This is a genomic window from Devosia indica (genome assembly GCF_003056405.1).
GTDB lineage: Bacteria > Pseudomonadota > Alphaproteobacteria > Rhizobiales > Devosiaceae > Devosia > Devosia indica.
Window position 1 is genome coordinate 156,523 of sequence record NZ_PYVZ01000005.1, and the last position, 23,760, is coordinate 180,282.

At 61.8% G+C, this 23,760-nt stretch carries 21 protein-coding genes; 12 read left to right on the forward strand and 9 right to left on the reverse strand.

The window, feature by feature from the left end; translation table 11 throughout:
* Window positions 1–90: 90 nt before the first annotated feature.
* Complete coding sequence (locus DDE76_RS07240) at window positions 91–1,575, forward strand: sigma-54-dependent transcriptional regulator (RefSeq protein ID WP_104893158.1); 1,485 nt, start codon at window positions 91–93, stop codon at window positions 1,573–1,575.
* Window positions 1,576–1,682: 107 nt separating this feature from the next.
* Complete coding sequence (locus tag DDE76_RS07245; protein WP_104893157.1) at window positions 1,683–2,354, forward strand: outer membrane protein; 672 nt, start codon at window positions 1,683–1,685, stop codon at window positions 2,352–2,354.
* Between the two features lie 125 nt (window positions 2,355–2,479).
* On the opposite strand, the gene DDE76_RS07250 is transcribed toward DDE76_RS07245, so the two are convergent.
* Both DDE76_RS07250 and DDE76_RS07255 read right to left on the reverse strand, forming a co-directional pair.
* A complete protein-coding gene (locus DDE76_RS07250; protein ID WP_104893156.1) occupies window positions 2,480–5,026 on the reverse strand; it encodes an ABC transporter permease in 2,547 nt (848 codons plus the stop codon).
* Complete coding sequence (locus tag DDE76_RS07255; RefSeq protein ID WP_104893155.1) at window positions 5,023–5,724, reverse strand: ABC transporter ATP-binding protein; 702 nt, start codon at window positions 5,722–5,724, stop codon at window positions 5,023–5,025. Before DDE76_RS07255 ends, DDE76_RS07250 begins: the two co-directional genes overlap by 4 nt.
* Window positions 5,725–5,807: 83 nt before the next feature.
* Between DDE76_RS07255 and DDE76_RS07260 the strand changes: the two genes are divergently transcribed.
* Window positions 5,808–6,416 (forward strand): arylesterase, encoded by a 609-nt coding sequence (locus DDE76_RS07260; RefSeq protein WP_245891829.1) that lies wholly within the window; start codon window positions 5,808–5,810, stop codon window positions 6,414–6,416.
* A gap of 4 nt (window positions 6,417–6,420) precedes the next feature.
* Here DDE76_RS07260 and DDE76_RS07265 read toward each other — a convergent pair whose 3' ends face one another.
* The 3 genes from DDE76_RS07265 to DDE76_RS07275 are packed head-to-tail and all read right to left on the reverse strand — an operon-like array spanning window position 6,421 to window position 9,483.
* Entirely contained in the window at window positions 6,421–7,866 is a 1,446-nt protein-coding gene (locus DDE76_RS07265) for a dihydrolipoyl dehydrogenase family protein (protein WP_104894895.1), read from the reverse strand.
* 47 nt (window positions 7,867–7,913) lie between these two features.
* On the reverse strand, window positions 7,914–8,666 hold the full coding sequence (locus tag DDE76_RS07270) for a TVP38/TMEM64 family protein (RefSeq protein ID WP_104893154.1): 753 nt from the start codon (window positions 8,664–8,666) through the stop codon (window positions 7,914–7,916).
* Window position 8,667: 1 nt separating this feature from the next.
* Entirely contained in the window at window positions 8,668–9,483 is an 816-nt protein-coding gene (locus DDE76_RS07275; protein ID WP_104893153.1) for a sterol desaturase family protein, read from the reverse strand.
* Between the two features lie 474 nt (window positions 9,484–9,957).
* Between DDE76_RS07275 and DDE76_RS07280 the strand changes: the two genes are divergently transcribed.
* A complete protein-coding gene (locus tag DDE76_RS07280; RefSeq protein WP_104893152.1) occupies window positions 9,958–10,566 on the forward strand; it encodes a CDP-alcohol phosphatidyltransferase family protein in 609 nt (202 codons plus the stop codon).
* A gap of 317 nt (window positions 10,567–10,883) precedes the next feature.
* A complete protein-coding gene (locus DDE76_RS07285) occupies window positions 10,884–12,488 on the forward strand; it encodes an EAL domain-containing protein (RefSeq protein WP_158672396.1) in 1,605 nt (534 codons plus the stop codon).
* Between the two features lie 229 nt (window positions 12,489–12,717).
* Here DDE76_RS07285 and DDE76_RS07290 read toward each other — a convergent pair whose 3' ends face one another.
* Entirely contained in the window at window positions 12,718–13,122 is a 405-nt protein-coding gene (locus DDE76_RS07290) for a winged helix-turn-helix transcriptional regulator (RefSeq protein WP_104893150.1), read from the reverse strand.
* A 69-nt stretch (window positions 13,123–13,191) separates the two neighbouring features.
* Here DDE76_RS07290 and DDE76_RS07295 point away from each other — a divergent pair, with 69 nt between their 5' ends.
* Together DDE76_RS07295 and DDE76_RS07300 are read left to right on the forward strand one after the other, a co-directional pair.
* Window positions 13,192–13,923, forward strand: coding sequence for an SDR family NAD(P)-dependent oxidoreductase (locus DDE76_RS07295; protein WP_104893149.1), 732 nt, complete (start codon window positions 13,192–13,194; stop codon window positions 13,921–13,923).
* 96 nt (window positions 13,924–14,019) lie between these two features.
* Entirely contained in the window at window positions 14,020–14,778 is a 759-nt protein-coding gene (locus DDE76_RS07300) for an alpha/beta fold hydrolase (RefSeq protein WP_245891830.1), read from the forward strand.
* A 78-nt stretch (window positions 14,779–14,856) separates the two neighbouring features.
* Here the strand turns inward: DDE76_RS07300 and DDE76_RS07305 are convergent, their stop codons facing one another.
* Window positions 14,857–15,468, reverse strand: coding sequence for a TetR/AcrR family transcriptional regulator (locus DDE76_RS07305; protein WP_104893147.1), 612 nt, complete (start codon window positions 15,466–15,468; stop codon window positions 14,857–14,859).
* Between the two features lie 123 nt (window positions 15,469–15,591).
* Between DDE76_RS07305 and DDE76_RS07310 the strand changes: the two genes are divergently transcribed.
* The 4 genes from DDE76_RS07310 (at window position 15,592) to DDE76_RS07325 (ending at window position 19,269) form a co-directional block, all read left to right on the forward strand.
* On the forward strand, window positions 15,592–16,521 hold the full coding sequence (locus DDE76_RS07310; RefSeq protein ID WP_104893146.1) for an alpha/beta hydrolase family protein: 930 nt from the start codon (window positions 15,592–15,594) through the stop codon (window positions 16,519–16,521).
* A gap of 55 nt (window positions 16,522–16,576) precedes the next feature.
* Window positions 16,577–17,326 (forward strand): SDR family oxidoreductase, encoded by a 750-nt coding sequence (locus DDE76_RS07315; protein ID WP_104893145.1) that lies wholly within the window; start codon window positions 16,577–16,579, stop codon window positions 17,324–17,326.
* Window positions 17,327–17,693: 367 nt separating this feature from the next.
* Window positions 17,694–18,116 (forward strand): DUF4260 domain-containing protein, encoded by a 423-nt coding sequence (locus DDE76_RS07320; protein ID WP_104893144.1) that lies wholly within the window; start codon window positions 17,694–17,696, stop codon window positions 18,114–18,116.
* 322 nt (window positions 18,117–18,438) lie between these two features.
* Window positions 18,439–19,269: an alpha/beta fold hydrolase gene (locus DDE76_RS07325; protein WP_104893143.1), complete on the forward strand. Its 831-nt coding sequence runs from the start codon at window positions 18,439–18,441 to the stop codon at window positions 19,267–19,269.
* A gap of 103 nt (window positions 19,270–19,372) precedes the next feature.
* Here DDE76_RS07325 and DDE76_RS07330 read toward each other — a convergent pair whose 3' ends face one another.
* Window positions 19,373–20,284: a helix-turn-helix domain-containing protein gene (locus tag DDE76_RS07330; protein ID WP_104893142.1), complete on the reverse strand. Its 912-nt coding sequence runs from the start codon at window positions 20,282–20,284 to the stop codon at window positions 19,373–19,375.
* A gap of 510 nt (window positions 20,285–20,794) precedes the next feature.
* On the opposite strand from DDE76_RS07330, the gene DDE76_RS07335 reads away from it, so the two are divergent.
* Window positions 20,795–22,258, forward strand: a complete 1,464-nt coding sequence (locus DDE76_RS07335; RefSeq protein WP_104894894.1) for a catalase — start codon at window positions 20,795–20,797, stop codon at window positions 22,256–22,258.
* Window positions 22,259–22,366: 108 nt separating this feature from the next.
* Here the strand turns inward: DDE76_RS07335 and DDE76_RS07340 are convergent, their stop codons facing one another.
* Window positions 22,367–23,758 (reverse strand): aldehyde dehydrogenase family protein, encoded by a 1,392-nt coding sequence (locus DDE76_RS07340; protein ID WP_198650864.1) that lies wholly within the window; start codon window positions 23,756–23,758, stop codon window positions 22,367–22,369.
* Between the last annotated feature and the right edge of the window lie 2 nt (window positions 23,759–23,760).

Genomic DNA, 23,760 nt, shown 5'->3' on the forward strand with positions numbered 1-23,760 from the left:
TTAACATCCTCTTAAGAAGCAATGGGCATCGTCATTCCCAAAACGGCACAACTCGATTCGTGCCGGCAGAACTTCTGATCTGGGGTAAATATGACGCGTGTTCTGGTCGTGGACGATGATCCGGTGCAATTGCGATTGACCTCGGAAGTCGCCAACCGCGCCGGCTTCAAGCCGATTACCGCAACCGGCGGCGAACAGGCGCTCTCCATTCTGCGTGAGGATCCACAGCTCGGGGCCATGATCCTCGACCTGGTCATGCCCGATCTCGACGGCATGGGCGTGATGGAAGCCATGCGCAAGGAAGGGCTCACAACGCCGGTCATCATCCAGACCGCCAATGCCTCACTTGAAACCGTGATTTCGGCCATGCGCCAGGGCGCGGCCGACTACTTCGTCAAGCCGGTAGCGCCCGAAAGACTGATCATTTCGCTGCGCAACGCGCTGAAACTGGATGCCCTCGAAGCCGCCATTCGCGCCGAGCATGCGCGCAAGGCCGGCACTTTCAGCCACAAGGACATGATTGCCGCCGCGCCCGCCATGGGCCGCGTCATCACGCTTTGCGCCAAGGCCGCCAAGAGCAATATCCCGGTGCTCATTGAAGGCGAGAGCGGAGTAGGCAAGGAACTGGTAGCCCGCATCATTCAGGGCACCGGCGACCGGGCTGGAAAACCCTTCATCACCGTCAATTGCGGCACCATTCCACCCAATCTGGTGGAATCGGTGCTGTTCGGCCACAAGAAGGGAGCCTTTACCGGCGCCCATGCCGACCAGCCCGGAAAATTCGCAGAGGCGCATGGCGGCACCCTGTTCCTCGACGAGGTAGGCGAACTGCCGCTCGACACCCAGGTCAAATTGCTTCGTGCGCTGCAGGATGGCGAGATCGAGCCGGTCGGGGCCAGCAAGCCCGAAAAGGTCAATGTGCGGCTGATCTCGGCCACCAATCGCCGTCTGCTCAACCTCGCCAAATCCGGCGAATTCCGCGAAGATCTGTATTACCGGCTCAATGTTTTCCCCATCTATGTGCCGCCCCTGCGCGAGCGGCTCGAGGACCTGCCGGCCCTGACCAATCACTTCATCGCCCGCTTCTCGGCCGAGGCCGGCAAGCGCGTGCTGGGCGTCTCCCCTGCAGTCACCGAATTGCTGGGCACGTATGATTGGCCGGGCAATGTGCGCCAGCTCGAAAACGCCATCTATCGCGCCATCGTGCTCAGCGATGGTGCCTTTCTCGAAACCCAGGACTTCCCGCAAGTGCTGGCCCAGGCCGCTGGGCGTGAGGAAGCCATGCGCGCAGTCACCAGAGTGGTGGAACTGACCGAACCGGTTCATATCGATGCGGCAACCGCCCGCCCCCCTGTGGAACACGCGCCCCCCGCCGTGCGTGATCGGTTTCTCTCGGACAGCGGTGACCTGCAGCCGCTCTCGGACATCGAGCGCGAAGCCATTGCCTTTGCCATCGAACATCACGGCGGCCGCATGTCGCGCGTGGCCCGGGCACTCGGCATCGGCCGCTCGACCCTTTACCGCAAGCTGCACGAATACGGCATGGCGGAGGGGCTGATCAACGACGCCGCCTGACGCCGATCGCAAATTGACTGGAAAGCTGCCCCGTTAACCGTGTTGCTTACCGGGCCGTTAAGACATTGGCGCGAAATGTCGCCAATGTCTTAACCAGCGAGGCTTTCATGCGACACTCAGCCATTGCCCTTCTTGCCCTTATGGTGGCGTCAACTGCAGTGCAGGCCGCCGACGTCAACTGGAACAGCAATGCCACCTCGCCCATCTATGGGTCGACCAGCGCCACCCAATGGACCGGCTTTTACGCAGGCGTGAGTGGCGGCTACGCCTGGGGGTCGACCACCAACAGCCCCGCTTTGGCCGGAGGCCAGGCCAGCAATAACAGCGCCGGCTGGAGCCTGGGCGGCCAGGCCGGCTACAATATGGACATGGGCGGCTTCGTGCTCGGCGGCGAAGCCGATCTGCAATGGGCCAGCATCGGGTACAACGAAGCCATTGCCGGCGGCACTTTCGAAGCCAAGACAGATTTCTTCGGCACCGTGCGCGGTCGCGCCGGCGTCACCGTAGGTCAGGTCATGCCCTATGCCACGGGCGGTCTGGCGTTCGGCCGTGGCGTGGCGCAGGAAAGCACCGGCGTCATCACTTCGCAATCGGCCAACCATTTCGGCTGGACCGCTGGCCTTGGCCTTGAGGCGCAAGCCACCGCCAATATCTCCATCAAGGCTGAATATCTCTATGTCGATCTGGGCGAGCAGTCCTATGCAGGGCTCCCCACCGGCAATCGCGACATCGCACAGCGCTTCTCGCTGGTCCGCGCCGGCGTCAACTACAAGTTCTGATAACTCGCTTCAGCCTGGTAGAGACGGCTCATGCGTCCGCCCAAGGCGTCGTTGTGGTTGCTCCTGACACTGCTTCATGGGCAAGCCCTGCCCCTGAAGCCATATGAGCCGACAGGCGCACGGAGCTAGCCATCTTCCCGCAGGAGATCAGCGGGCCTTGCGGACATGGCGGACCAGGTCGTGGCAGCGCCCGTCGCGGTGGTGACAAGAATAATACCAGCAGCCAGCAGGCCCAATTGCATCGGTTGCAGGGCAAAACCGATTTCGAGCAGGAAGGTCGAGGCAGACCAGGCCCCGACAACGGCGATGAGGCCCGCCAGGATCGCCGCGATGGCGCCCAGGAGAGCATACTCAATGAGAAACGCCTGGATCACGAAAGCACGTCGGGCCCCCAGCACTTTCATGACAACCGCATCGGCCTCGCGTTGCTGACGGCCGACGCTGAGTGCGCCCGCCAGGACGAGCACGCCGGCAATAACGGCCGTACCACTGACAAGCGCGATGGCGCTGATCAGCCCGTCAAACACGGACTGGACGCGCGCAAGAGCATCCCCCACGGGCACGAAGGTCAGTTGCGGCAAGGCCGCAATCAGGCCCGCCTCAATGGCCGGCGCGGCGCCAGGTGACGTCTTGATGGTGCCGAAATAGGATTGCGGCGCGCTTTCGATCAGGCCTGGCGAGACGATGATACGGAAATTGAACTCCGGGCTGCGCCAATCGATGGCGCGGAAGCTGGCAATGGTCAGGGTCAGCGGCCTGCCGGCGATCGAGAGGGTAATCGTATCACCCAGTTCAAGATCCAGCGCGTCCCGCATTTCGGCACTCAGAGAGACCTGCGGGTCGCCCGCATAATCTTCCGCCCACCAGTTGCCCTCATCGATCACGGTCCCGGGTGGGACCGTTGCAGACCAGGTCAGGGCCGTATCGCCGCGGAACATGTCGGCAATGTCGCGAGTTACCTCGTCACTTGAGGGCGCAGGATTTCCGTTCAGTTCGGTGACAACGCCCCGCAACATAGGAATTGTCGTCAACGCCTCGATCTGCGGCGTCCCGGCGACGAAGGCCTCGAGTGCGGTGAGTTCGTCTCGATCCATGTCCAGCAGCACGAAGTCGGGCGCCTCAGCGCGAACCTCGGTGGCAATCTGGTCATTGATGTTGGACTGGGTGGTGACGATCAGCAGGAGCAGCGAAAGGCCCATCCCCATTGAGACCAATACGGTCGTGGTCGGCGCGCCGGGGCGGATGATCGCCGAGATCGCCTGACGCAATAGGCGCTGGCGTGGCGCCGGCACCCGGATCAGGAAGCGCCGCAGCAAGGCGGCCGCGAGGCGCAACAAGGCGAAAGCAATGAGCGTTCCGGCAAAGTAGATGGCCACCAGCACAAAATCGTCGGCAATCAACAGGGTCAGGCCGAACAGGATGGCGAAGCCGGCCAGCAGCGGCGCCATGAAGCCGAGTCGAAGCATGGCCCGCCAAGCCAGTCCCTCCATGGCGCTACTTGAGCCGGCACGGAACAGCAGCGCAGGCCGGACGGCGCGCGCCTGCAGCAAGGGCACCCACGAGAAAATCAGCGCCGTGACAAGACCAATGGCCGCGGCGACCAGCATGGACCGCACATCCAGCACCGGCGGCAGATCGATGCCAATCAGTCCCGAGAGCAAAGGCAGCAGCGCCAAAGTCGCCCCGGCGACAATCACCAGACCTATGCCAACGGCGATGAGCGAGAGCAGTGCGATCTGAACCAGAAAATGAAACAGCACGCGTCCGCTCTTGGCACCCAGCGAGCGCATTGTCGCTATGGCCCCCTGGCGTTCACCGACATAGGCTGCCACCGCATTGGCTGCGCCCAGACCGCCGACCACCATGGAGGAAAGTGCCACCAGCAACATGTAATTGCCGAAAACGCCGATGAACCGCGCAATGGTCGCGGTCGCCTGACGAGGCGAGCGGATCTGCCAGTCCCCGTCCGGAAACACGTTTTCCAGCGCAGTCTGCGCCGTCCCGAAATCGCCTTCGGCCAGCAACACCTTGTAGCGGAACTGGCTGAGCACCCCCTCCTCGCGCAGCCCGGCCGGTGCCAGCGCCGCGCTTGAAACCAGTGCGGGGGCGCCGAGCTGGAAGCCCGCTGTCGCCTGATCCGGCAGGGCGTCGATGATGCCGCGCAGTTCGACATCAAGGGCGCCGATGCCGACAATCTCGCCGACCTTCACGTCAAGGCGCAGCGCCGCCTGTTGGGAAAGCAGCACCCCGAAAGTCCCGTTCCGCTCAGCGAGCAAGCCGGCAATACTGCCCTCTTGGGCGCCGGCAGCAAGGACAACGCTTCCCACCAGCGGATAAGCGTCGCTAACCGCCCGCAGCGAGAGGAACGCACTCTTGCCATTGGCCGTGGCCTGGGAATTAAGCTCGACTTCCCGGCTGACCTGCCCCAACTCCTCAAGCGCCATCACCACCGCATCATCGACATCGCTGCGCTGGGATCGCAATTCCAGATCGCCCCCCAGGATCAGCCTGGCGTCACGTTCTATGGCAGCCTCTACGCTGCTGCGCACGGCGCTGACAGTCCCGATGGCAGCGACACCCAGTGCAAGACAAGCTATCAGAATGACGAACCGCCGCGCGCTGCCGCGCAGGTCGACCAAGGCAACGCGAAGCCAACCCTGCAGGCGCCTCATGATAGTGTCGCTTCCAGTTCTTGCAGTTCTCCCCGGTTCATGCGCATGCGGCGGTCAGCCCGCATGGCCAGATTATTGTCGTGAGTAATCAGCAGCACCGCCATATTGTTGCGCCGCGCCAGAGTGAACAGCAGGTCGATGGCCGACGCAGCCGTTTCCTGATCGAGATTGCCGGTCGGCTCATCAGCCAGAAGAAGCCTGGGTTGCGTGACAATGGCACGGGCCAGCCCCACCCTTTGCTGCTCGCCCCCTGAAAGGGCGCTGGGCAAATGAGTTTCGCGCTGCGCCAGCCCCACCTCGGCAAGAGCCGTCTTTGACCGTGCCATGATCTCCTCCACTGGCAGATCGTCAAAGGCGATCTCAAGCGCCAGGGCGACATTCTCAAGCGCCGTCATTGAGGGGATGAGATGGAAGTTCTGGAACAGGATGCCGATGTTCTGCCGACGCATATCGGCCAATTGATCCTCGTCCAGACCTGCAAGATTGGCACCACCGATGGCGACAACCCCATCGCTGGCCTTTTCGAGGCCGCCCAACACCATCAGCAGGCTGGTCTTGCCGCTGCCAGACGGCCCAACGACGGAGACGACCTCACCCGGATTTATCGCAAACGTGATGGACTTGAGGATATGAAGCGCGCTGCCGCCCGAATTAAGGTGCAGGTTCATGTCCCGCGTGCGGGCGATGGTATCGTTCATGAGAGCGGGGCCAGGACTTGGTCGGAATGAATACGGCGGTGAACTTGATAGGGACAAGATGGTGGCGGCGCCCGATCCGCGCAATGGCCTTGATCGGCACGATTGCGGCATTGGCACAACCGGCACTGGCCGAGGAGCCCACGATCCTTCTGTATGGCGACTCTCTTCTGGCCGGGCTGGGCTTGTCGGCCGATGAAGGCTTTATGGGTCAGTTGCAGGCGGCAATGGAAGACCAGGGGCTCGAGGCCAACGTGGTCAATGCCAGCGTCTCTGGTGACACCACGGCCGATGGATTGGCCAGGCTGGACTGGACCTTGGGCGATCCACCCGACGCAGTCATCCTGGGGCTCGGTGCCAACGATATGTTGCAGGGCCTCCCGCCTGCCGAAGTCCGCTCGAACCTTGACGCGATCATTACGCGGCTCGAAGCGCTCGGGATGCCCGTGCTGCTTCTTGGCATGATGGCCAATCGCGGGCTGGGGGGCGACTATGTCAAAGCGTTCGACGCCATCTACCCCGACCTTGCCCGGGAACACGGCGCTTTGCTCTACCCGTTCTTGCTTGAAGGCGTGGCGCTGGACCCGGCGCTCAACCAGCCCGACTTGCGCCACCCCAACGCTGAGGGTGTCGCAGTGATCGTGGCCGGGGTCATGCCGCTGGTAGAGGAGCTGGTTCAACGGTTGGACCCCTGATGCTTCACGGCAGAATTTTCTGAACCAGACCGACCCAGGCTTTTGGCAGGCGCCCGAACAGCTTGGGTTTGAAATAGGTACTGGCAGCGCGCTTGGATATTTCCGCCAAGGTCGGGTAGGGCGCAATCATGGTCGCCACCGCCGAGAGCTTCACCTTGCCCGAAATCACGAGTCCCCAGAGGCTGATCATTTCGCCTGCATGGGGCGCTACGATAGTAACGCCGAGAACCTTACCCTTGCTTGTCATGATCAGCTTGATGAAGCCTTCCGTACGGCGCTCCGCCTGTGCCCGGTCATTTTCGTCCATGTGTTCGACGACAACGACCACCTCCCCATGCGCCTTTCGCGCCTCGGCCTCCGTCAATCCGACATGGGCCACTTCCGGATCGAGATAGGTGACCCAGGGCAAAGCCGAGTAATCCACCTTGGCCGGCAGGCCGAACATGGCGTTGCGAATGAAGATCCCGGCGTGGTAGCCGGCGATGTGGGTGAATTGCGGCCCACCGGCCACATCGCCGAGCGCGAAGATGCGGGGATTCGACGTCCGCAGACGGCCGTCCACCTCGATCCCCTTCGGACCGAATTTTACCCCAGCCAACTCCAGACCCAAATCCTCGACATTCGCCTTGCGGCCGGCAGCGACCAGCACATGGCTTGCGGTAATTTCGTAGCGATCCGTGGCCGTTTCGATGGTCGCACTGACGCCCTTCTCGCCCTTCCTAGGATCGATCAGCTTGGCATGTTCATGAAGCACGATACCGTCATCGCGCAGAACGCCACGGATTAGCGCAGCAGCCTCCGGTTCGTCGCGTGGCAGGATGCCGGCCACATCGACGAGCGTGACGTCCGACCCCAGGCGCCTGAATGCCTGTGCCATCTCCAGCCCGATGGGCCCGCCACCCATGACCAGCAAGTGATCAGGGCGCTCGGTGAGGTCGAAGATAGTCTCGTTGGTGAGCGGCTCAAGTTCGCGCAATCCCGGCACCGGTGGGACAACCGCCCTCGAGCCGGTGGCAATCACGAAACGGCGCGCCGTAATGCGGTGGCCGCTAGCGACCAGTTCGGTCGGACTTGTGAAGCGAGCGGTCTCCTTGATGACCTTGATGCCCAGCCCTTCGAAACGCTCGACACTGTCATGTGGCGCAATGGCGCCGATCACCCGATGGATATGATGATGTATGGCCTCAAAATCGATCCTGGGCGCAATTGCCTCGCCGACGCCAAACGCCATCGCCGAGGTGAACATATGTGCGGCATGCGCCGCTGCAATCAGCGACTTGGAAGGAACGCAACCGGTATGGAGGCAGTCCCCGCCCATGGCGCCCCGCTCGATGAGCACAACCTTAGCGCCGAGCTGCGCCGCGCCCGCCGCCGCACTCAGGCCGGCTGAGCCGCCACCGATCACGCAGACATCGCAGGAGAGACTTTCGTGGGGCAAGTTCGCATGCATGACTTGGCTCATCTGGCGCTGGGTTCCATCTTGGTTTGTCGGGTCGGTCAGGCGCTGCGGCCTGCCAACTTCCTGCGAATGAATCCAGAGAGCGGCGCAATGGCTGCAAGAAGGGCCAGTCCCAGCAGTCCGAATGTCATTCCAGGCGTGACGAGCTCGCCCACGCCAACGGGTCGATCGAGCGCAGCCGCTTCAGCAAGTATGGTTTCCAGACCCTGGCCAATGCAGGCATAGACCAGCGCGCCGGGCAGGATGCCGAGGAGCGTTGCTGCGACATAGGTGGTGAGCGGAACCTTGAACAGGGCAGGCACGATATTGACGACGGCAAAGGGCAATACGGGGGCGAGCCGCAGCGCCAGAAGATAGCTGAAGGCATTGGCCTCGAAACCCTGCGCCACCTTGCCGGCAAATCCGTCCACGCGCGAGCGTAGCCCCTCTCCGAAGGCGGTCTGCGCGGCCCAGAACAGCATTGTCGCGCCGATGGTGGCACCCGTGGCGGCCAGCAGACCGCCTATCCAGATGCCATAGAGAAAGCCACCCGCCAGCGTGAGCAGCCAGGTTGCGGGGAAGGCCACCGCCACCGCAACGGCATAGGCGAGCACATAGGTCAGAATGGCCAGCCAGCCATGGTCTGCGGCAAACGCCTTGAGCGTCGTGCGGATCGCTGCCAGATACTCAAGGGTCAGATATCGATGCCAGCCTAGCAGGAGGCCGGTGACCAGCACCACCAGGATCAGCGCCAGGGGCACGAAACGCAGCAGCGCCTTGCCCGCCTGAGTTGATGGTTCAGGGTGCCGCATTTCAGCGTCTCCGGAACGGCAGCAACAGCGACCATCCGAGCCGCGTCGGCGCGCTGTCACGATAGTCCGCCAGCCCGATATCCATGTCCTGGTGTCCCTTTGCGGGCTGATCCGTATATGTCGCAAATATCCGGTCCCAGATGGCCAGATTGAAGCCATAATTGCTGTCAGTCTCGCGGCGATCTGTAGAGTGGTGGACGCGGTGCATGTCCGGTGTCACCACCAGCAGACGCACAATGCGATCTATCCGGGCAGGCAGGCTGATATTGGCGTGGTTGAACATGGCCGCGCCGTTGAGCACCACTTCGAAAATCAGCACCGACCAGGCAGGCGCACCAAGCGCCACAACGATGGCCGCCTTCCACAGCATCGACAGCACGATTTCCAGCGGGTGGAAACGCAATGCCGTGGTGACGTCGAAGCCGGTATCGGCATGATGCATACGATGAATGCGCCACAGGATCGGGATTTTGTGGCTCAACAGATGCTCAAGCCAGACCGCGAAATCCAGCACGATGATAGAAATCAATGCCGCCAGCCAGAGCGGCAAATCGAACTGGTTGAAAACCCCGATCTCCAGGCTTTCCGCCCACAGGGCAGTACCCACCGCGGCCGCGGGAAAGAGAACGCGCAGCGTCACGGACGAGATCACCAGCATGCCCACATTGGTCAGCCAGCGCCGCGTCTTGAGCGCGGCAAGCATTTCGGGGCGTTCGAGCCGTGGATGGGTCAGTTCGATGACGACGAGTATTCCAAAGATCAGTACGAAGGAACCAAACCGAATGACCGGTTCGGGCAGAAAGAGTGCGTCATTCATTATGCGCTCTGCCTTTGCATTTGAAGCTTGGTCTTCTGACCTGTCTGACCATTACGCATGCTCGTCCGTGATGGGCGGCGCTGCGCGCAGTTTTGTGAACAGGCCGCGGCGCATGAGGCCGGTCATCCGCGATGGCGCCGCAAGGCCGAAAAGCCCCAGCAGTGCTTGTGCCGCAGTTCCGTACACATAACGGCGCGCTGATGGGGAGACAATGTTTCAAGAACCGGCACGACAAGGCCCATAATCGCTCTCCTGCCACCATCCGTTCCGGGTTGATTTCCGATCATTGCCAGGGTGGGGGGAGCCAGGACCGAACGCGTGACCTGCAGTCTTTTTTCGGGTTGCTTCCTCGTTCGCATCATTGTGACCACAGGTTACAAAAAAGCGGCGGCACTGTAGCAAGAGGCAGGCTCAATGTACCAAGTCGGGCGTGCTGCGGCCGTCAGCTCTTTTTGTCCAGGAAGTGATTTAAGCGTGCTCGACAGTTACCTCATTCCAACGCAGGAGCGGCTGCTGCGCCCCCTGGCGGGGTGGCTCCTGGCACGGGGCGCCACCGCGAACCGAATTACAGTCATCGGCTTTGCCGTGGGATTGGGAGCTGTTCCGGCTATCGCGGGCGGCCAGTTTCTGCTCGGCCTGCTGCTCATCGTGCTGAACCGCATTCTGGATGGACTCGATGGCGCGGTGGCACGACTGGCCGGTCCGACCGATCGGGGCGCCTTCCTTGATATTGCGCTCGATTTCTTCTTTTACGCTGCCATTCCATTTGCCTTTGTCCTGGCCGACCCTGCAGTGAATGGGCTGGCTGGATCTTTGCTGTTGTTTTCCTTCGTCGGCACGGGGTCGAGCTTTCTGGCGTTTGCCGTAATTGCCCAGCACCGAGGCTTGAAATCGCTGACAATGCCCAAAAAGGGTCTCTACTATCTTGGCGGGATAACAGAGGGCACAGAGACCATCGCCTTGTTTGTCCTGATCTGCCTTTTCCCCCAGCACTTTGCTGTCCTGGCCACCGTGTTTGCGACCCTCGCCTTCCTCACCACGCTGGTTCGCTGGTGGTGGGGCTGGAAAGCCTTTGCAGACTGAGCCCCGTTTTCATCGAATTCCCCTTGGCGAGCACAGAGACCAAACAATCACGTCGACGGAGCGCATGACATCTTGCGGCTGGGGACCATGTGCAACGGTTTCCCCGTCGGCCTGCAGGCGGGCAAATGCAGCGCTTTGCTCTGGCATGCACCTTGGTCAGCGCTTCGTGTGCTGTGGACAAGCCAAACCGCGCTCATCTGTATTTCAGCGATAGCTGGCATGCCTCAGCCTTCTCTTGCCGCATCACGTTGTCGTGCCGATTAACCGAATAAAAGTCACTTCCGCCTAAGCCTTGCTACACAATGACGGAGCTGGCCGTGGCAGTCACGATAGCAATGAGAGGTTATCGTGCCGTACTGGGCGCCCTGATTGTGGCAAGCTCGGCTCTGGTTTTCACCGCAGCAGGATGGGCTGGGCTGGAGAGCCTTCGCGGCCAGCGCAACCTGGCGCAGCTCGAAGAGCTGAGTGGCCAATTGCTGCAACGCGCCGAGTTGGCGATTGACTATGCGGTCATCACGCTGGGTGACTACACCGCGCCCAGCAATGACTTGTGCAATATTGAGGCGCTCCGGACCCTCCGCCAGCAGACATTCGTCCGCGGTGCCATCAAGGACATTGCAGTGCTGGCCCCGGACGGGCAATTGATGTGTTCCACCGCGCCTGCCCAGTTCGATTTGCTGACCTCCGGGAGCGCCCGGTTGGCCGAATATGAATCACGCAACACATCCATCGTCCTGCAACCAAGCCATACGGAGGGAAGCGGGCTCTTTCGCGTGCTCTGGCGCATTGGCGAGACGCACTCGATTGCTGCGACCCTCAATATCGACATGCTGATGTTTGACATCTTCCCCGCACAACTACGTGATGAGGCGCTCGCCGAAATCCGCATTGGCCCGGGCGACGTGGTTGCACGCTTCGGCGATGAGGCGAGCACGGCACCCAGCCAGACGGCGCGTGCGTTCTCAGCCGCCTCGGACCGTTATCCGGTCAGCGTCGCCTTGGCGACCAGCCAGACCAGCTTTCGAAACTGGAACCCCTGGCCGTTGGGACCCGTGCTCGCTATCGGGGCCATTGCCGGCGCGCTGATCGGATTGCTGGTCGCCCAAACCGTCATGCGGCCGCCCAGCCCGGTGGAGGCATTGCGCTCGGCCATACGAAGGGGGGAACTCGTTCCCTATTATCAGCCAGTCTTTGACCTGGTGACGTTGCGCATTGTCGGCTGCGAAGTTCTGGTCCGCTGGCGGCGGCGGGACGGTGAACTGGTCTTTCCCGACCGCTTCATTCCCATTGCTGAAGCAAGTGGACTGATCGTCCCAATGACGGAGCGGCTGGTCGAGCAGGCACTGTCCGAGATGGCCCCTTTGCTTGTCGAGCATCCAGAATTCAAAATTGCCTTCAATATCGACCCGTCTCATCTGGTGCAGCCAGGATTCCTCGACACCCTTGACCAGATTGTCGCCCAGGCCGGATCGCCCAATTCCCGCATCGTGCTGGAACTGACCGAGCGCAACGCCTTCCCAGACATGAAACAGGCTGTTGCGGTAACCAGTGAAGCGCGCAAGCGCGGATACCGAATTTCGCTGGACGATACCGGCGCAGGCCACAATGGCCTGGGGCATATTCAGGACCTCAAGCCAGACGTCATCAAGATCGACAAGAAGTTCATTGACGTCGCCGGCACGGTTGAAGCCGCAGATGCGATTATCGAGGTGCTGGTCAATCTGGGGCAGCGCATGGGCGCCGTCGTGGTCGCCGAAGGCATCGAAACCGAAGACCAAAGGGCTACGCTGTCACGCGCCGGCGTCGCCCACGGTCAGGGCTACCTGATATCCAGACCCGTGCCCCTCGCCACCTTCCGCGCCTTGATCAACGATCTTGAGCGTCTCGCAAAACCGGCCAAAAACGATCCGCAAATGGCTTAGCCCTTGCAGCACGTGCGAGCGTTCTGAGGCCGTCATTGACCATCACCATACCGCCCTCACCGTCAATTTGCCCGCTGCTCCAACCAGAACCGGGCAGACCGCCACCTTTAGGGCTTTCGCCTCGCCCGCAGGAACAGCAGTTTCGCACGGTCGGCCTTTGAAACATGTCTCCACCCGGCGACCGCAGGCACCGCTTCTCAGTGCACGATTGGCCGTCCGGAATGCCCTGCTAGATCGATTTCTTGGCAAGTTCGTACCGGGCTTCCGCTTGCTCCATTGCCGCAACATTGTCGAGCGCCCATGCACACAGGGCATGGAACGGTGCCCGCAAGGACAACCCTAATGGTGTAATCGCATACTCAACGCCAATTGGGGTTGTCGGCAGGACGGTCCGCGTGACCAGCCCATTGCGCTCCATTCGCTTGAGCGCATCGGACAGCGCCTTGTGCGTGATCTCCAACTGGCGCTTGATTTCATTGAAGCGCTTTGGCTCGGTGCTGACCGCGGTCAGGATCAGGATGGTCCACTTGTCCGCTATCTTGTCGAGCACAGGGCGTGCATAGGCAAGGTTGGCCGACGAGCAAAGGTCGACATCCGCTGAAGAGGTATCGTTGCGTATATCTAGGCTATCCATGGTGCGTAATTGATATCAGATTTAACTCGTATATCTAGAGGAAAATCTGAAACGCTTGTGGATTGTTAGATGACTCACATGACTAAGAAGGTCGCCCTGGTTGTCGGAGGTGCTTCGGGCATTGGCCTGGCAATTGCGACTCGCCTGGTAGCGGAAGGCGCAATCGTCTACCTGACTGGCCGCGATGCTGAGGCGGTCGCCAATGCGGCGCGGGAGGCAGGCCAAGGCACGCAGGGCCTGGTTGCGGATGCGGGTGTTCCCGAGCAACTCGAGCACGCTATCGAGGCGGTGCGCCGTGCCGAAGGCAAAATCGATGCTCTGGTCTTCAATGCCGGAATCTCGGAATTCGCGCCGCTCGAAAACCTCTCAGCCGATCAATTTGACCAACATTTTTCGATCAATGTTCGTGGCGCCGTGTTGGCCCTCAAGTCGGCAGTCGCCATCATGCCCATTGGGGCATCGGTCGTGCTCATCGGCTCGGTTGCTGGCCAGGCTGGGGTCGCAAATTTCAGTACCTATGCCGCAACCAAGGCCGCCCTGCGGTCTTACGTGCGCAGCTTGACCGCGGAACTGGCACCTCGCGGCATTCGCATCAACATGGTCAGCCCCGGACCGACGGATACGGCCATGTTCGCTTCGGTTCCTAATGAGGTTCGGGCCGCAGTTGTCTCAAGCATACCTCTGGGCCGGATGGCACAGCCCAGCGAAGTGGCCGCCGCCGCGGCCTTCCTGCTTGGCCCGGATGCCTCCTTCATCGCCGGTGCCGAACTCTGCGTCGACGGCGGCGCCAAGCAGGTCTGAAGCCTGCCTCGACATCCCCTCTATCGCCCATGCCAAAGCCACGCTCCGTGACGAACGGGAACATGCGGCATGGGATCAACTCAGGAAAACAAGACAATGCATATTCGAAATCTATCACTTGCCGCCTTGGCCGTCGCAATGCCGACCCTCAGCACGCTTCCTGCGCTTGCAGATGCCTACAATATCGTACTGGTCCATGGCATGAACATGGATGGGGCAAGCTGGCGCCCGGTCTATGACATTCTCACCGAGCAAGGCTACAAAGTCAGCATCGTACAGGAACCACTCAATGGCTTTGACCGCGATCTGCACGCGACGCAGCTAGTCCTGGACAGACAGGACGGGCCGGTCGTGCTCGTCGGCCACAGCTATGGCGGCGTCGTCATCACCACGGCCGGCAATGATCCCAAAGTCGAAGCGCTCGTCTACGTCGCCGCTTTTCAGCCGGCTGCCGGAGAAACCACCGGCACATTGAATGCCGCGACCCCACCACAACTCGACCCGGCGTCAGTGACCATCAGCGAGGACGGTTTTGTCAGCATCAGCGAAGACGGCTTCCTCAAGGACATCGCGCCCGACCTACCGGAGGTCGAGGCCCGATTCCTGTTTTCGTCGCAAACGCCGACCACGGCGAGTGTTTTCACGGCGGAGACCCACGATCCGGCTTGGCTGCACAAACCCAGCTATGCCGTATTGGCGACCGAAGACCGCGTTATCAACCCGGAGCTGCAAAGGATGATGTACGAGCGCGCAGGCAGCCTTGTCACCGAGATCGACGCAGGACACTTGGTTTATGTCAGCCAGCCCGAGGCGGTGGCTCAAGTGATCATCGAAGCGGCGCAGTCTGCGGACTGAGGTCTGACCAACCAGGGCGCGGATGTGGACAATGCCTCTGCGCCCTTCCTGGATGGCGTCCCCGCCCTGTGGCAACGGCTACTTGCCGATGGCAGCGCCATAGCGGAGGCCATCCAGCAGCAGCATGACCATGCGCTCGACATGTGCGGCTCCATCCTCGCCAGTGGCCACAGCCAGATTGCCGATCGCGCGCAGAAGATCATATGGCGCCACATCAGCGCGGACCTCGCCTGCATCGGCGGCTGCATGCAGCAGTTTCGACAGGGCCGGTTCAAAACGGCTTCGGAAGTAATCGGGCAAAGCCGCGAATGCCGGATCGCCGGAATGAAGTGCGGCCGCCAGCCCTTGCTTGGTGGCGAGGAAACGCGTGTAGAGCATCAGCCATTCGGCCAAAGCCTCGGCGGGCCCCTGCCCGGCGGCCAGCGTCTGTGCCGCATCAGCACAGGCATCGACCTCACGGCGGAACACCGCAGCGACCAGATCGGCGCGAGTCGGAAAACGGCGGTATAGGGTACCCAGTCCGACACCGGCTTGTGTCGCTATCTCCCGGATTGGGGCATCGACCCCTGAGCGCGCGAACACAACTTTCGCGGCCTCAAGGAGCGCGCCCTCGTTTCTGCGGGCATCGGCGCGCAGCCGGGGCGCGGGCGCCACGGTATCGTCTGCCGTTGGTGACGCGGTCCCAGTCATTGTCTCGGGCTTTGGCAATGCCATTCTCACCCCCTTGATAAGTGGATCATTGATCCGTATATGACTTTCCGGATCGATGATCCGTTTGATATCTAGGAGGCTCGCACTTCAATGTCCAGTTCAATGCCTCAAGGCCGTTCTCCTGCATCCGGCCTGCCTGCAATTGCGTCCGTCACTCCCCTTGTCTTGCCAGCCCGGGACCGGGGCAGCGACCTGCACATCAGAATATCTGCCCCGATCATGGGCGACGCCCTGCCCGTCATCATTTTCTCGCATGGCAATGGACAGTCGCTTCATGCCTATGGTCCCCTCGCCGATTACTGGGCCGCCCATGGCTTTGCGGTCATCCAGCCAACCCACCTTGACTCGCGCATGCTCGGCCTTTCCCGGGACGATCCCCGCCGCCCGCAGTTCTGGCGCTTCCGCGAGGAAGATCTTGTGGCCATCCTCGACGGCCTCGATGACATCCAAAGCACTGCACCGGTGATCCAGGGGCGACTTGATCGCTCCCGCATCGCAGTGGCTGGGCATTCATGGGGCGGGCAAACCGCCAGTACCCTGCTCGGTGCCACCCACCCTGATCCTGGCAATGGATCGGTGGTCAACCGGAAGGATGCTCGCATCAAGGCGGGTGTTCTGCTGGCCACCCCGGGTAATGGCGGCAAGGACTTGAGTGCGTTTGCGGCCCGCTCGCTGCCGTTCATGCACCCGGATTTTTCCGGCATGACAACGCCCACGCTGGTCATAGCCGGCGACGCGGACAAGGGTGGACTGTCAACGCGAGGACCGGACTGGTGGCGCGACGCCTACGACCTGAGCCCGTCGCCAAAGGCGCTGTTTACTGCCTTTGGAGGCGAACACGCACTGGGCGGCATACCCGGTTACGAGGCGCGGGAAACAACGGACGAACGCCCCCAGCGGGTTGCGGAGATCCAGCGCCTTTCGACCGCCTTCCTGCGCACATCGCTCTATCCCGGCGACCCTGCCTGGGCCGATGCAGTCGCCGCGCTCTCGGCCAGCACCGTGCCGGAAGGCCGCATCGAGACAAAATGAGCCGGGCGCGTCGTCCCCCATCTACTCACAACCACCAATACACTGGTTCAATCACATGAACACGATTCTCATTACCGGCACATCGTCCGGCTTCGGACTTGAGACGGCCCGTTATTTTCTCGATCGCGACTGGAGCGTCATTGCCACGATGCGCACGCCGCGCAAGGATGTGCTGCCCGTGTCCGAGCGCCTGCGCATTGTCCCGCTCGATGTGACCGATGCCGCGAGCATCGCTCGCACAGTGGAAGAAGCAGGGCCAATCGACGCCCTCGTGAACAATGCGGGTGCCGGCATGATAGGGGCGCTGGAAGGCGTGACCATCGCTGCAACGCGCCAGCTTTTCGAATTGAACACGCTAGGCCCTATGGCGATGGCACAGGCCGTACTGCCCGGCTTGCGGGCGCAGGGATCGGGCGTGATCGTCAACCTGTCGTCTGCCGTCACGCTCGAACCACTGCCGATGTTGTCGGCTTATACGGCCAGCAAGGCCGCCCTGGAGGCGTTTAGCGAGGACCTCGCCCTCGAGATCGAGCAATTTGGTGTGCGCGTGCGGCTCGTCATTCCCGGCCGCGCGCCGGAAACCTCGTTCAGCACCACCGCCCGTGCCCGCTCGCAGAATGGCGTGCCCGAGGCCTATGCTGACTGGGCCAGGCAGGTGTTCTCCCAAATGTCGAAGCCGCAGACTGGCGTCACGACCACCAGGGATGTGGCGGAAGCGGTCTGGCAGGCGGTGACCGATGCATCCTCTCCGTTCCGTATCCCGGCTGGCGCCGATGCGGTGGCGCTGGCTGCAAAGGCCGCTTGACCGCGGGCACTGCCCTTTGACTGGCTGCATTATTTCCTGCGCCCCGGCTTTCCCCAGCAGCGGCAACCAGATGAGCGAGATGACGGATCGGATGGCGACCCCGCCGCTCAGTCATCTCTCTCGTGGTCGTCCTGCCCGAGGAGGTGCGCTCCGGCGGATGCGCTGACGAATTTACGCAAGACAGCAGCTTGGGCACCGGCGCAGCAGCTTCTGCGCCGCGCGGCAGCAGCAAACCTCCTAGCATGGCATGAACAATACGTTTGCATGGACGCCAGCGAGCCCCGGCCAATGACCGCCGGATCGCGATCGTCCGCGCCATGCGGCAGTTTGGCATTCGGTCAAATGGGTCGCGAGGAGATGTCCGTTGATGAACCAGACAAGTGACTTTGATGACACCGACCGGGGTCATGTGACGGGTCAGGTACGTCAAGTTCTGCGTGGCGAAGCATTGGTCATACTGGGAGCCAGCGCGACGCTCTACTTCTTGTTGGGCGGAGAGCTCTGGCTTTTCGCTGTGCTGTTCCTTGCTCCAGATCTCAGCCTGGTCGGCTATGCAGCGGGCAGAAAGGTCGGCGCAGTTCTCTACAACACCATCCACAGCTACGCCCTGGCTGCCGTGTTGGCCGTCGCCGGGGCGCTGACCGACCGCGAAATTCTCTGGCAGGTCGGCCTGATATTCGTCGCACATGCCGCTTTCGACCGGGCCCTGGGCTACGGCCTCAAATATGCGGCCGGCTTCCGCCACACTCATCTCGGGCCAATCGGCAAGCCTGCTGGTGAAGGCCACTGAACCGCCCCGAATGAATATAGACGTCGGATGGAACGCCCCCGCAACGCGCTTGGACGTGCGAAGGATCGCGATCACCCACGACGTTCCTGACGGCCTGCCAGACCCCTGGAATCCAAGTTCAGATCAGCACGCCCCGAGGCTGCAAGCGGGAGCCCGCAAGATCGGCACCTCTGCGGCAGCTTCCGCGCCGCGGCAGGTTCGTCACTCTGCTAGATTGGCCATGTAAGAAACAGGCGCGCGTTTCGGTCAGGTGAGACGGCTGCCGCGCAAGACGACCATGGTTTGGAAGATCCGCTCAACCCAGTTTGCAAGGAGGCATGCAATGCCGACCATCACAACACCCGACGGGACCAACCTATTCTACAAGGATTGGGGACCGAAAGACGCGCAGCCCATCGTTTTCCACCATGGCTGGCCGCTCAGCGCCGACGACTGGGACAACCAGATGCTGTTCTTCCTGTCCGAAGGCTATCGTGTCATCGCGCATGACCGGCGCGGGCATGGCCGGTCCGACCAGACCGACACCGGCAATGACATGGATACCTATGCGGCAGACGTAGCCGAACTGGCCAAGGCGCTGGACCTGCGCGACGCCATCCATATCGGCCATTCGACCGGCGGCGGCGAGGTCACCCGCTATGCAGCCCGCGCCGAACGTGGCCGGGTGGCAAAGGCAATATTGATCGCCGCAATCCCGCCGGTGATGGTTCAGTCGGCCGCGAACCCGGATGGCGTTCCCATGGAGGTCTTCGACGGGCTGCGCTCGGCCCTCGAGACAAATCGCCCGCAGTTCTATCGTGACCTGCCGAGCGGCCCTTTCTATGGCTTCAATCGGGACGGCGCGAAGGTCATCCAGGGCCTGATCGACAATTGGTGGCGCCAGGGCATGAATGGTGGCGCAAAGGCGCACCATGACTGCATCGAAGTATTTTCAGAAACCGATTTCACGGAGGATCTGAAGGCCCTTACTGTTCCCGTGCTGATCATCCATGGCGAGGATGACCAGATCGTGCCAATCGGCAATTCGGCTCACAAGGCAATCAAGCTCGTCAATGATGGCACGCTGAAGACCTATCCGGGGCTCTCCCATGGTCTGTTTGCCACGCATCCGGAAGTGGTGAACCCAGACATGCTGGCCTTCATCCGCGCCTGACCAGGCATCGCCAGAAGCAGTCGACGGCCGCGTCAATCGCGACCGCCGACAGCTCGCTGTCGGGCCGAGCCCCGGCTAACCCCGTGTTGCACCGCCACCGAAGTCACGGCATCGCCACGAAACTGCCATGCGCGCGGACCGCCCGGCGATAGTCAGTCGGGCTCATATGCTGGTGCTTCATGAACACGCGGGCCAGAACCTGATTGGACGAATAGCCCACCTCCTGCGCGATCTCGGTGACCGACAGGTTCGTCGTCTCAAGCAGTTCGCAGGTTCTCTCCATCCTGAGCTGCGTGAGATAGACCCGGGGCGGCACGCCGACGCTCTGCTTGAACATGCGCGCAAAATGAAACGGAGAAAGTTGTGCATCGGCCGCGAGGTCATCTAGGCTGATATCTTCCGAGAATCGCTCTTGCAGCAGCTCCAGGCATCGCCGTTCCACCTGAGGGGCAAGGCCGCCCTTGGCCGGCGTAAACGGTGCTCCGCCAAGCCGGCACAGCTCGGCCAGGATCTCACAGCCGGCGGCCTGCGCCAGCAGGCGCGATGGCGCGCCCTCATCATCGCACAAGATCCACAGGCTCCGGATCGCGGATCGGATAGTTGGTGAGGCGAAGGCCCCCTTGCAGAGTCTGTCGTAATCAAGAGAAGACCGCCCTTCGGCAGCTTCGTCCAGAATGCGTTGCCATTGTGCCAAGGGAAACGACAGGCTGCGAAGCTCGTGGGCGGCATCGACTATGACCGTGTTTGCAAACCTCGGAGCAGAGAGAAAGAAACTGCCCCGTTCGCTCCTCACATTGAAGCGCCCTCCTCCCATGTCGCCACTTACTCTGCAGCCGCCATGCAAGTCCTGGTACAAGACGATGTCCGGCACTGCCGGATCGGACATGTCCCCGGCCGGCTGCGCGGCCTCCAGCAGATGGATGATGCCACCAGTGGACTTCATCGTGCGCACATAGTGCGCGAGGTGACCACTGCTGTACCATTGGGCAAATGAGGGATAGGCCGGGACGCTCATGCTAGGCCTCCAAGGATCCCCGGTGGAGCAGAACCACCGCCAGGATTGGCGGACCAGTCAAGCGCGATTGGGCAAAGCCTGCGATCTTCTTGCACATGGCTGACGAGACACCCTGAGCCCACCGACGTGAAACGTCTAGGCTATCGTGACCGCAGCATCTCTATGAGATGCATGACCAGGGGTGCTTCAGACCCTTCGCGCTCTTTGGTCGAAACACTACCGTTTCATTGACATTGGAGAACTTCTGGATCGCGCGCAAGAGTGTCGGCCGCATGAAGAAGCGAAATCCGGCCGGGGTAACGGACACGAGCTCCTGCCGCCTCGTCACGCGGCATGGATTTCGTTCTGACAAACCACGACCGATCTTTGATCGGCGACACTGAGCAATTCTTCGCAAGAACGGCATCTTCACCGCAGGGGCAGCGACGCCCCGGGGGGCACAGTCCCCCAAGGTGTTCCGCGATTGCACCGCCAATCGGTGCACGGTGTGGAACCAAGCAAGGATTCATGATGCCTCCGCAGGATAATCGGAATGCACGCCTGACGACAACCGGCGGTGCACCTGTCCCCGACAACCAGAACAGCCTGACCGCAGGTGAGCGGGGACCCGTGCTCATGCAAGACTGGCAGTTGATCGAGAAGCTTGCCCACCAGAACCGGGAACGGATTCCCGAGCGGGTCGTCCATGCCAAGGGCTGGGGTGCGCACGGCATGCTCAGGATAACGGGCGACATATCGCACCTGACCTGCGCCAGGGTGCTGCAGCCCGGCGCAGAGACGCCCATGATCGCGCGGTTCTCGACGGTTGCCGGAGAAATGGGCGCTGCCGACCACGAGCGTGACGTTCGGGGCTTTGCGCTGAAGTTTTATACAGAAGAGGGCAATTGGGATCTGGTGGGCAATAACACACCGGTCTTTTTCGTACGTGATCCGCTCAAGTTCCCCGATTTCATCCACACGCAGAAGCGCCACCCGCGCACCAATCTGCGCTCGCCAACGGCGATGTGGGACTTCTGGTCCCTCTCTCCGGAAAGCCTGCATCAGGTAACCATCCTCTTCTCGGACCGCGGCTTGCCGGCCAGCCCGATGCATATGAACGGCTATGGCAGCCACACCTACAGCCTGTGGAACGACACGGGCGACCGGGTCTGGGTCAAGTTCCACTTCAAGACATCCCAGGGGCACCGCCACTACACGAACGCCGAGGCTGAAGAAGTCGTCGGAAGAACCCGTGAGGGGTATCAGGAAGCGCTGTTCGGCGCGATTGAGCAAGGCGAGCATCCGCGATGGACCGTGCAGGTGCAGGTCATGTCAGAAGCACAGGCAGACGCCCTGCCCTTCAATCCGTTCGACGTGACAAAGGTCTGGCCCCACGCCGATTTCCCGCCGGGCGACATCGGCGTGCTCGAGCTCAACCGCAATCCGGACAATTACTTTGCCGAGATCGAACAGTTGGCCTTCAGTCCGTCCAACGTTGTCCGCGGCATAGGCCATTCGCCAGACAGGATGCTCCAGGGCAGGATCTTCGCCTATGCGGACGCCCATCGCTACAGGCTGGGCACGCATTACGAAGCCCTGCCGGTCAACCGCCCCCGATGCCCGGTACATCATTATCACAAGGACGGGGCGATGCGATTTTTCGACAACGCGCCGAACGCCGACGCCTATTATGAGCCGAACAGCTTTGGTGGCCCGATCCAGGATCGTTCGTTTGCAGAGCCATCGCTCGGCATTGCAGGTCACGCCGCCCGCTTTGATCATCGGGACGGAAACGACGATTTCAGCCAGCCCCGCGCGCTGTTTCTACTGTTTGACGATGGCCAGAAAGCAAGGCTGTTCGCCAACATCGCCGCGGCGATGAGCGGAGTGCCCGATTTCATCATCGAACGCCAGATCGAGCTTTTCCGGCAGGTCCATCCGGATTACGGTGCCGGTGTCTGCGCCGCTCTGGATGCCCTGGACCCGCAATTCTGATCATGTCTGAGGCGGCCATCCCGCCGCCCGTAACCTACGCGGTGACGGGCCCGGGCACAGTAGGAATGGCCGTCACCGATCGGGCGCGCGAGCAACTCGCACGCTCAATCAGCTTCTGCGCATCAGGATCATCTTTTCCTGTGTCATGTCGCGCATGGTGTAGGGGATGCCGCCAGTGCCGTATCCGGACTCCCTGCGGCCGGCAAAAGGCATCCAGTCGGTGCGGAAGGCGGTTGGATCGTTGATCATCACGGCCGATGCATCTAGCCGCTCCGCCGCGCTCAGCGCAACATCGATATCCTGGGCAAAAACACTGGCCTGAAAGGCGGTCGGCAAAGCATTGGCCTGGCGGATCGCTTCATCGAGCGCAGTGTAGCGATAGACCGCGACCACCGGACCGAACACCTCAAGCATCGAAACCTTCGCATCGGCATCCGGGTCGAGCAGGACCGTCGGCTCAAGCGTTGTCTCGGAGAGACGCCTGCCACCGATGGCCAGCGCGGCCCCACCCTCGACTGCTTCGGAGATCCATTGCCCCACCCGGTCGGCTTCGCGTGGCAGGATCAGCGGCCCGACTTCGGTATCGCCAAGAGCAGGGTCGGCCGTGCGCAGTTTTTCCACGCGGGCGACGAGCCTTTGCGTGAAATCATCGGCAATCTCACCATGGACAAAGATGCGCTGCGTCGACACGCAGACCTGACCTGCATGATAGTAGCCACCCTTGACGATCGGCTCGATCACCTTGTCCAGATCGGCGCTGCGGTCAACGATAGCGGGCGCGGCCCCGCCATGCTCCAGCGCAGAGCGTGCGCCGGCTGGCAACTTGGCATGCAATGACCAGCCAACCCGCGCCGAACCGATGAAGCTGAGAAAGGCAATGCGCCGGTCAGTCGCCAAGCTTTGGGCCAGTGCGTTGTCGTCCGTGACCAAGGTCTGGCACCAAGGCGCGGGCAGGCCCGCCTCCCGGACCATCGCCACGAAGTCCAGACAGGACAGCGGCGTCGTGGCCGCCGGCTTGACAATCACCGGGCAGCCAACCGCGATGGCCGGGGCGACCTGATGAACGATCAGGTTCAGGGGATGGTTGAAGGCTGAGATCGCCGCGACAACGCCGATCGGCTCCTTTGTGGTGAAGGCCCAGCGGTTCTCGGCGGCAGCGGAAAGTCCCATGGGAATTTCGCGGCCGGCGAAATTGCGCAGCTCGTCGGCAGCGTTGTGGACACCGTCGATGGCGCGGTTCGTCTCAACAATGGCATCGGGCAGCGGCTTGCCGCCCTCGCGTGCGATCTGCATGGCGAGATGATCGCGCTTGCCCTCCATCAGCGTTGCCAATTTTCGCAAAATGGCAATGCGTTCATGCGGTTTCAGCCAGCCGTCACGATCGGCGAAAACGCGTTCTGCCGATTGCAGCTTACGCTCCAATGCGGCCTCGTCATCCGTCTTGATCTCGGCGATCAACGAGCGATCGAAAGCCTGCATGACACTGAGCATGGTTGGCATCC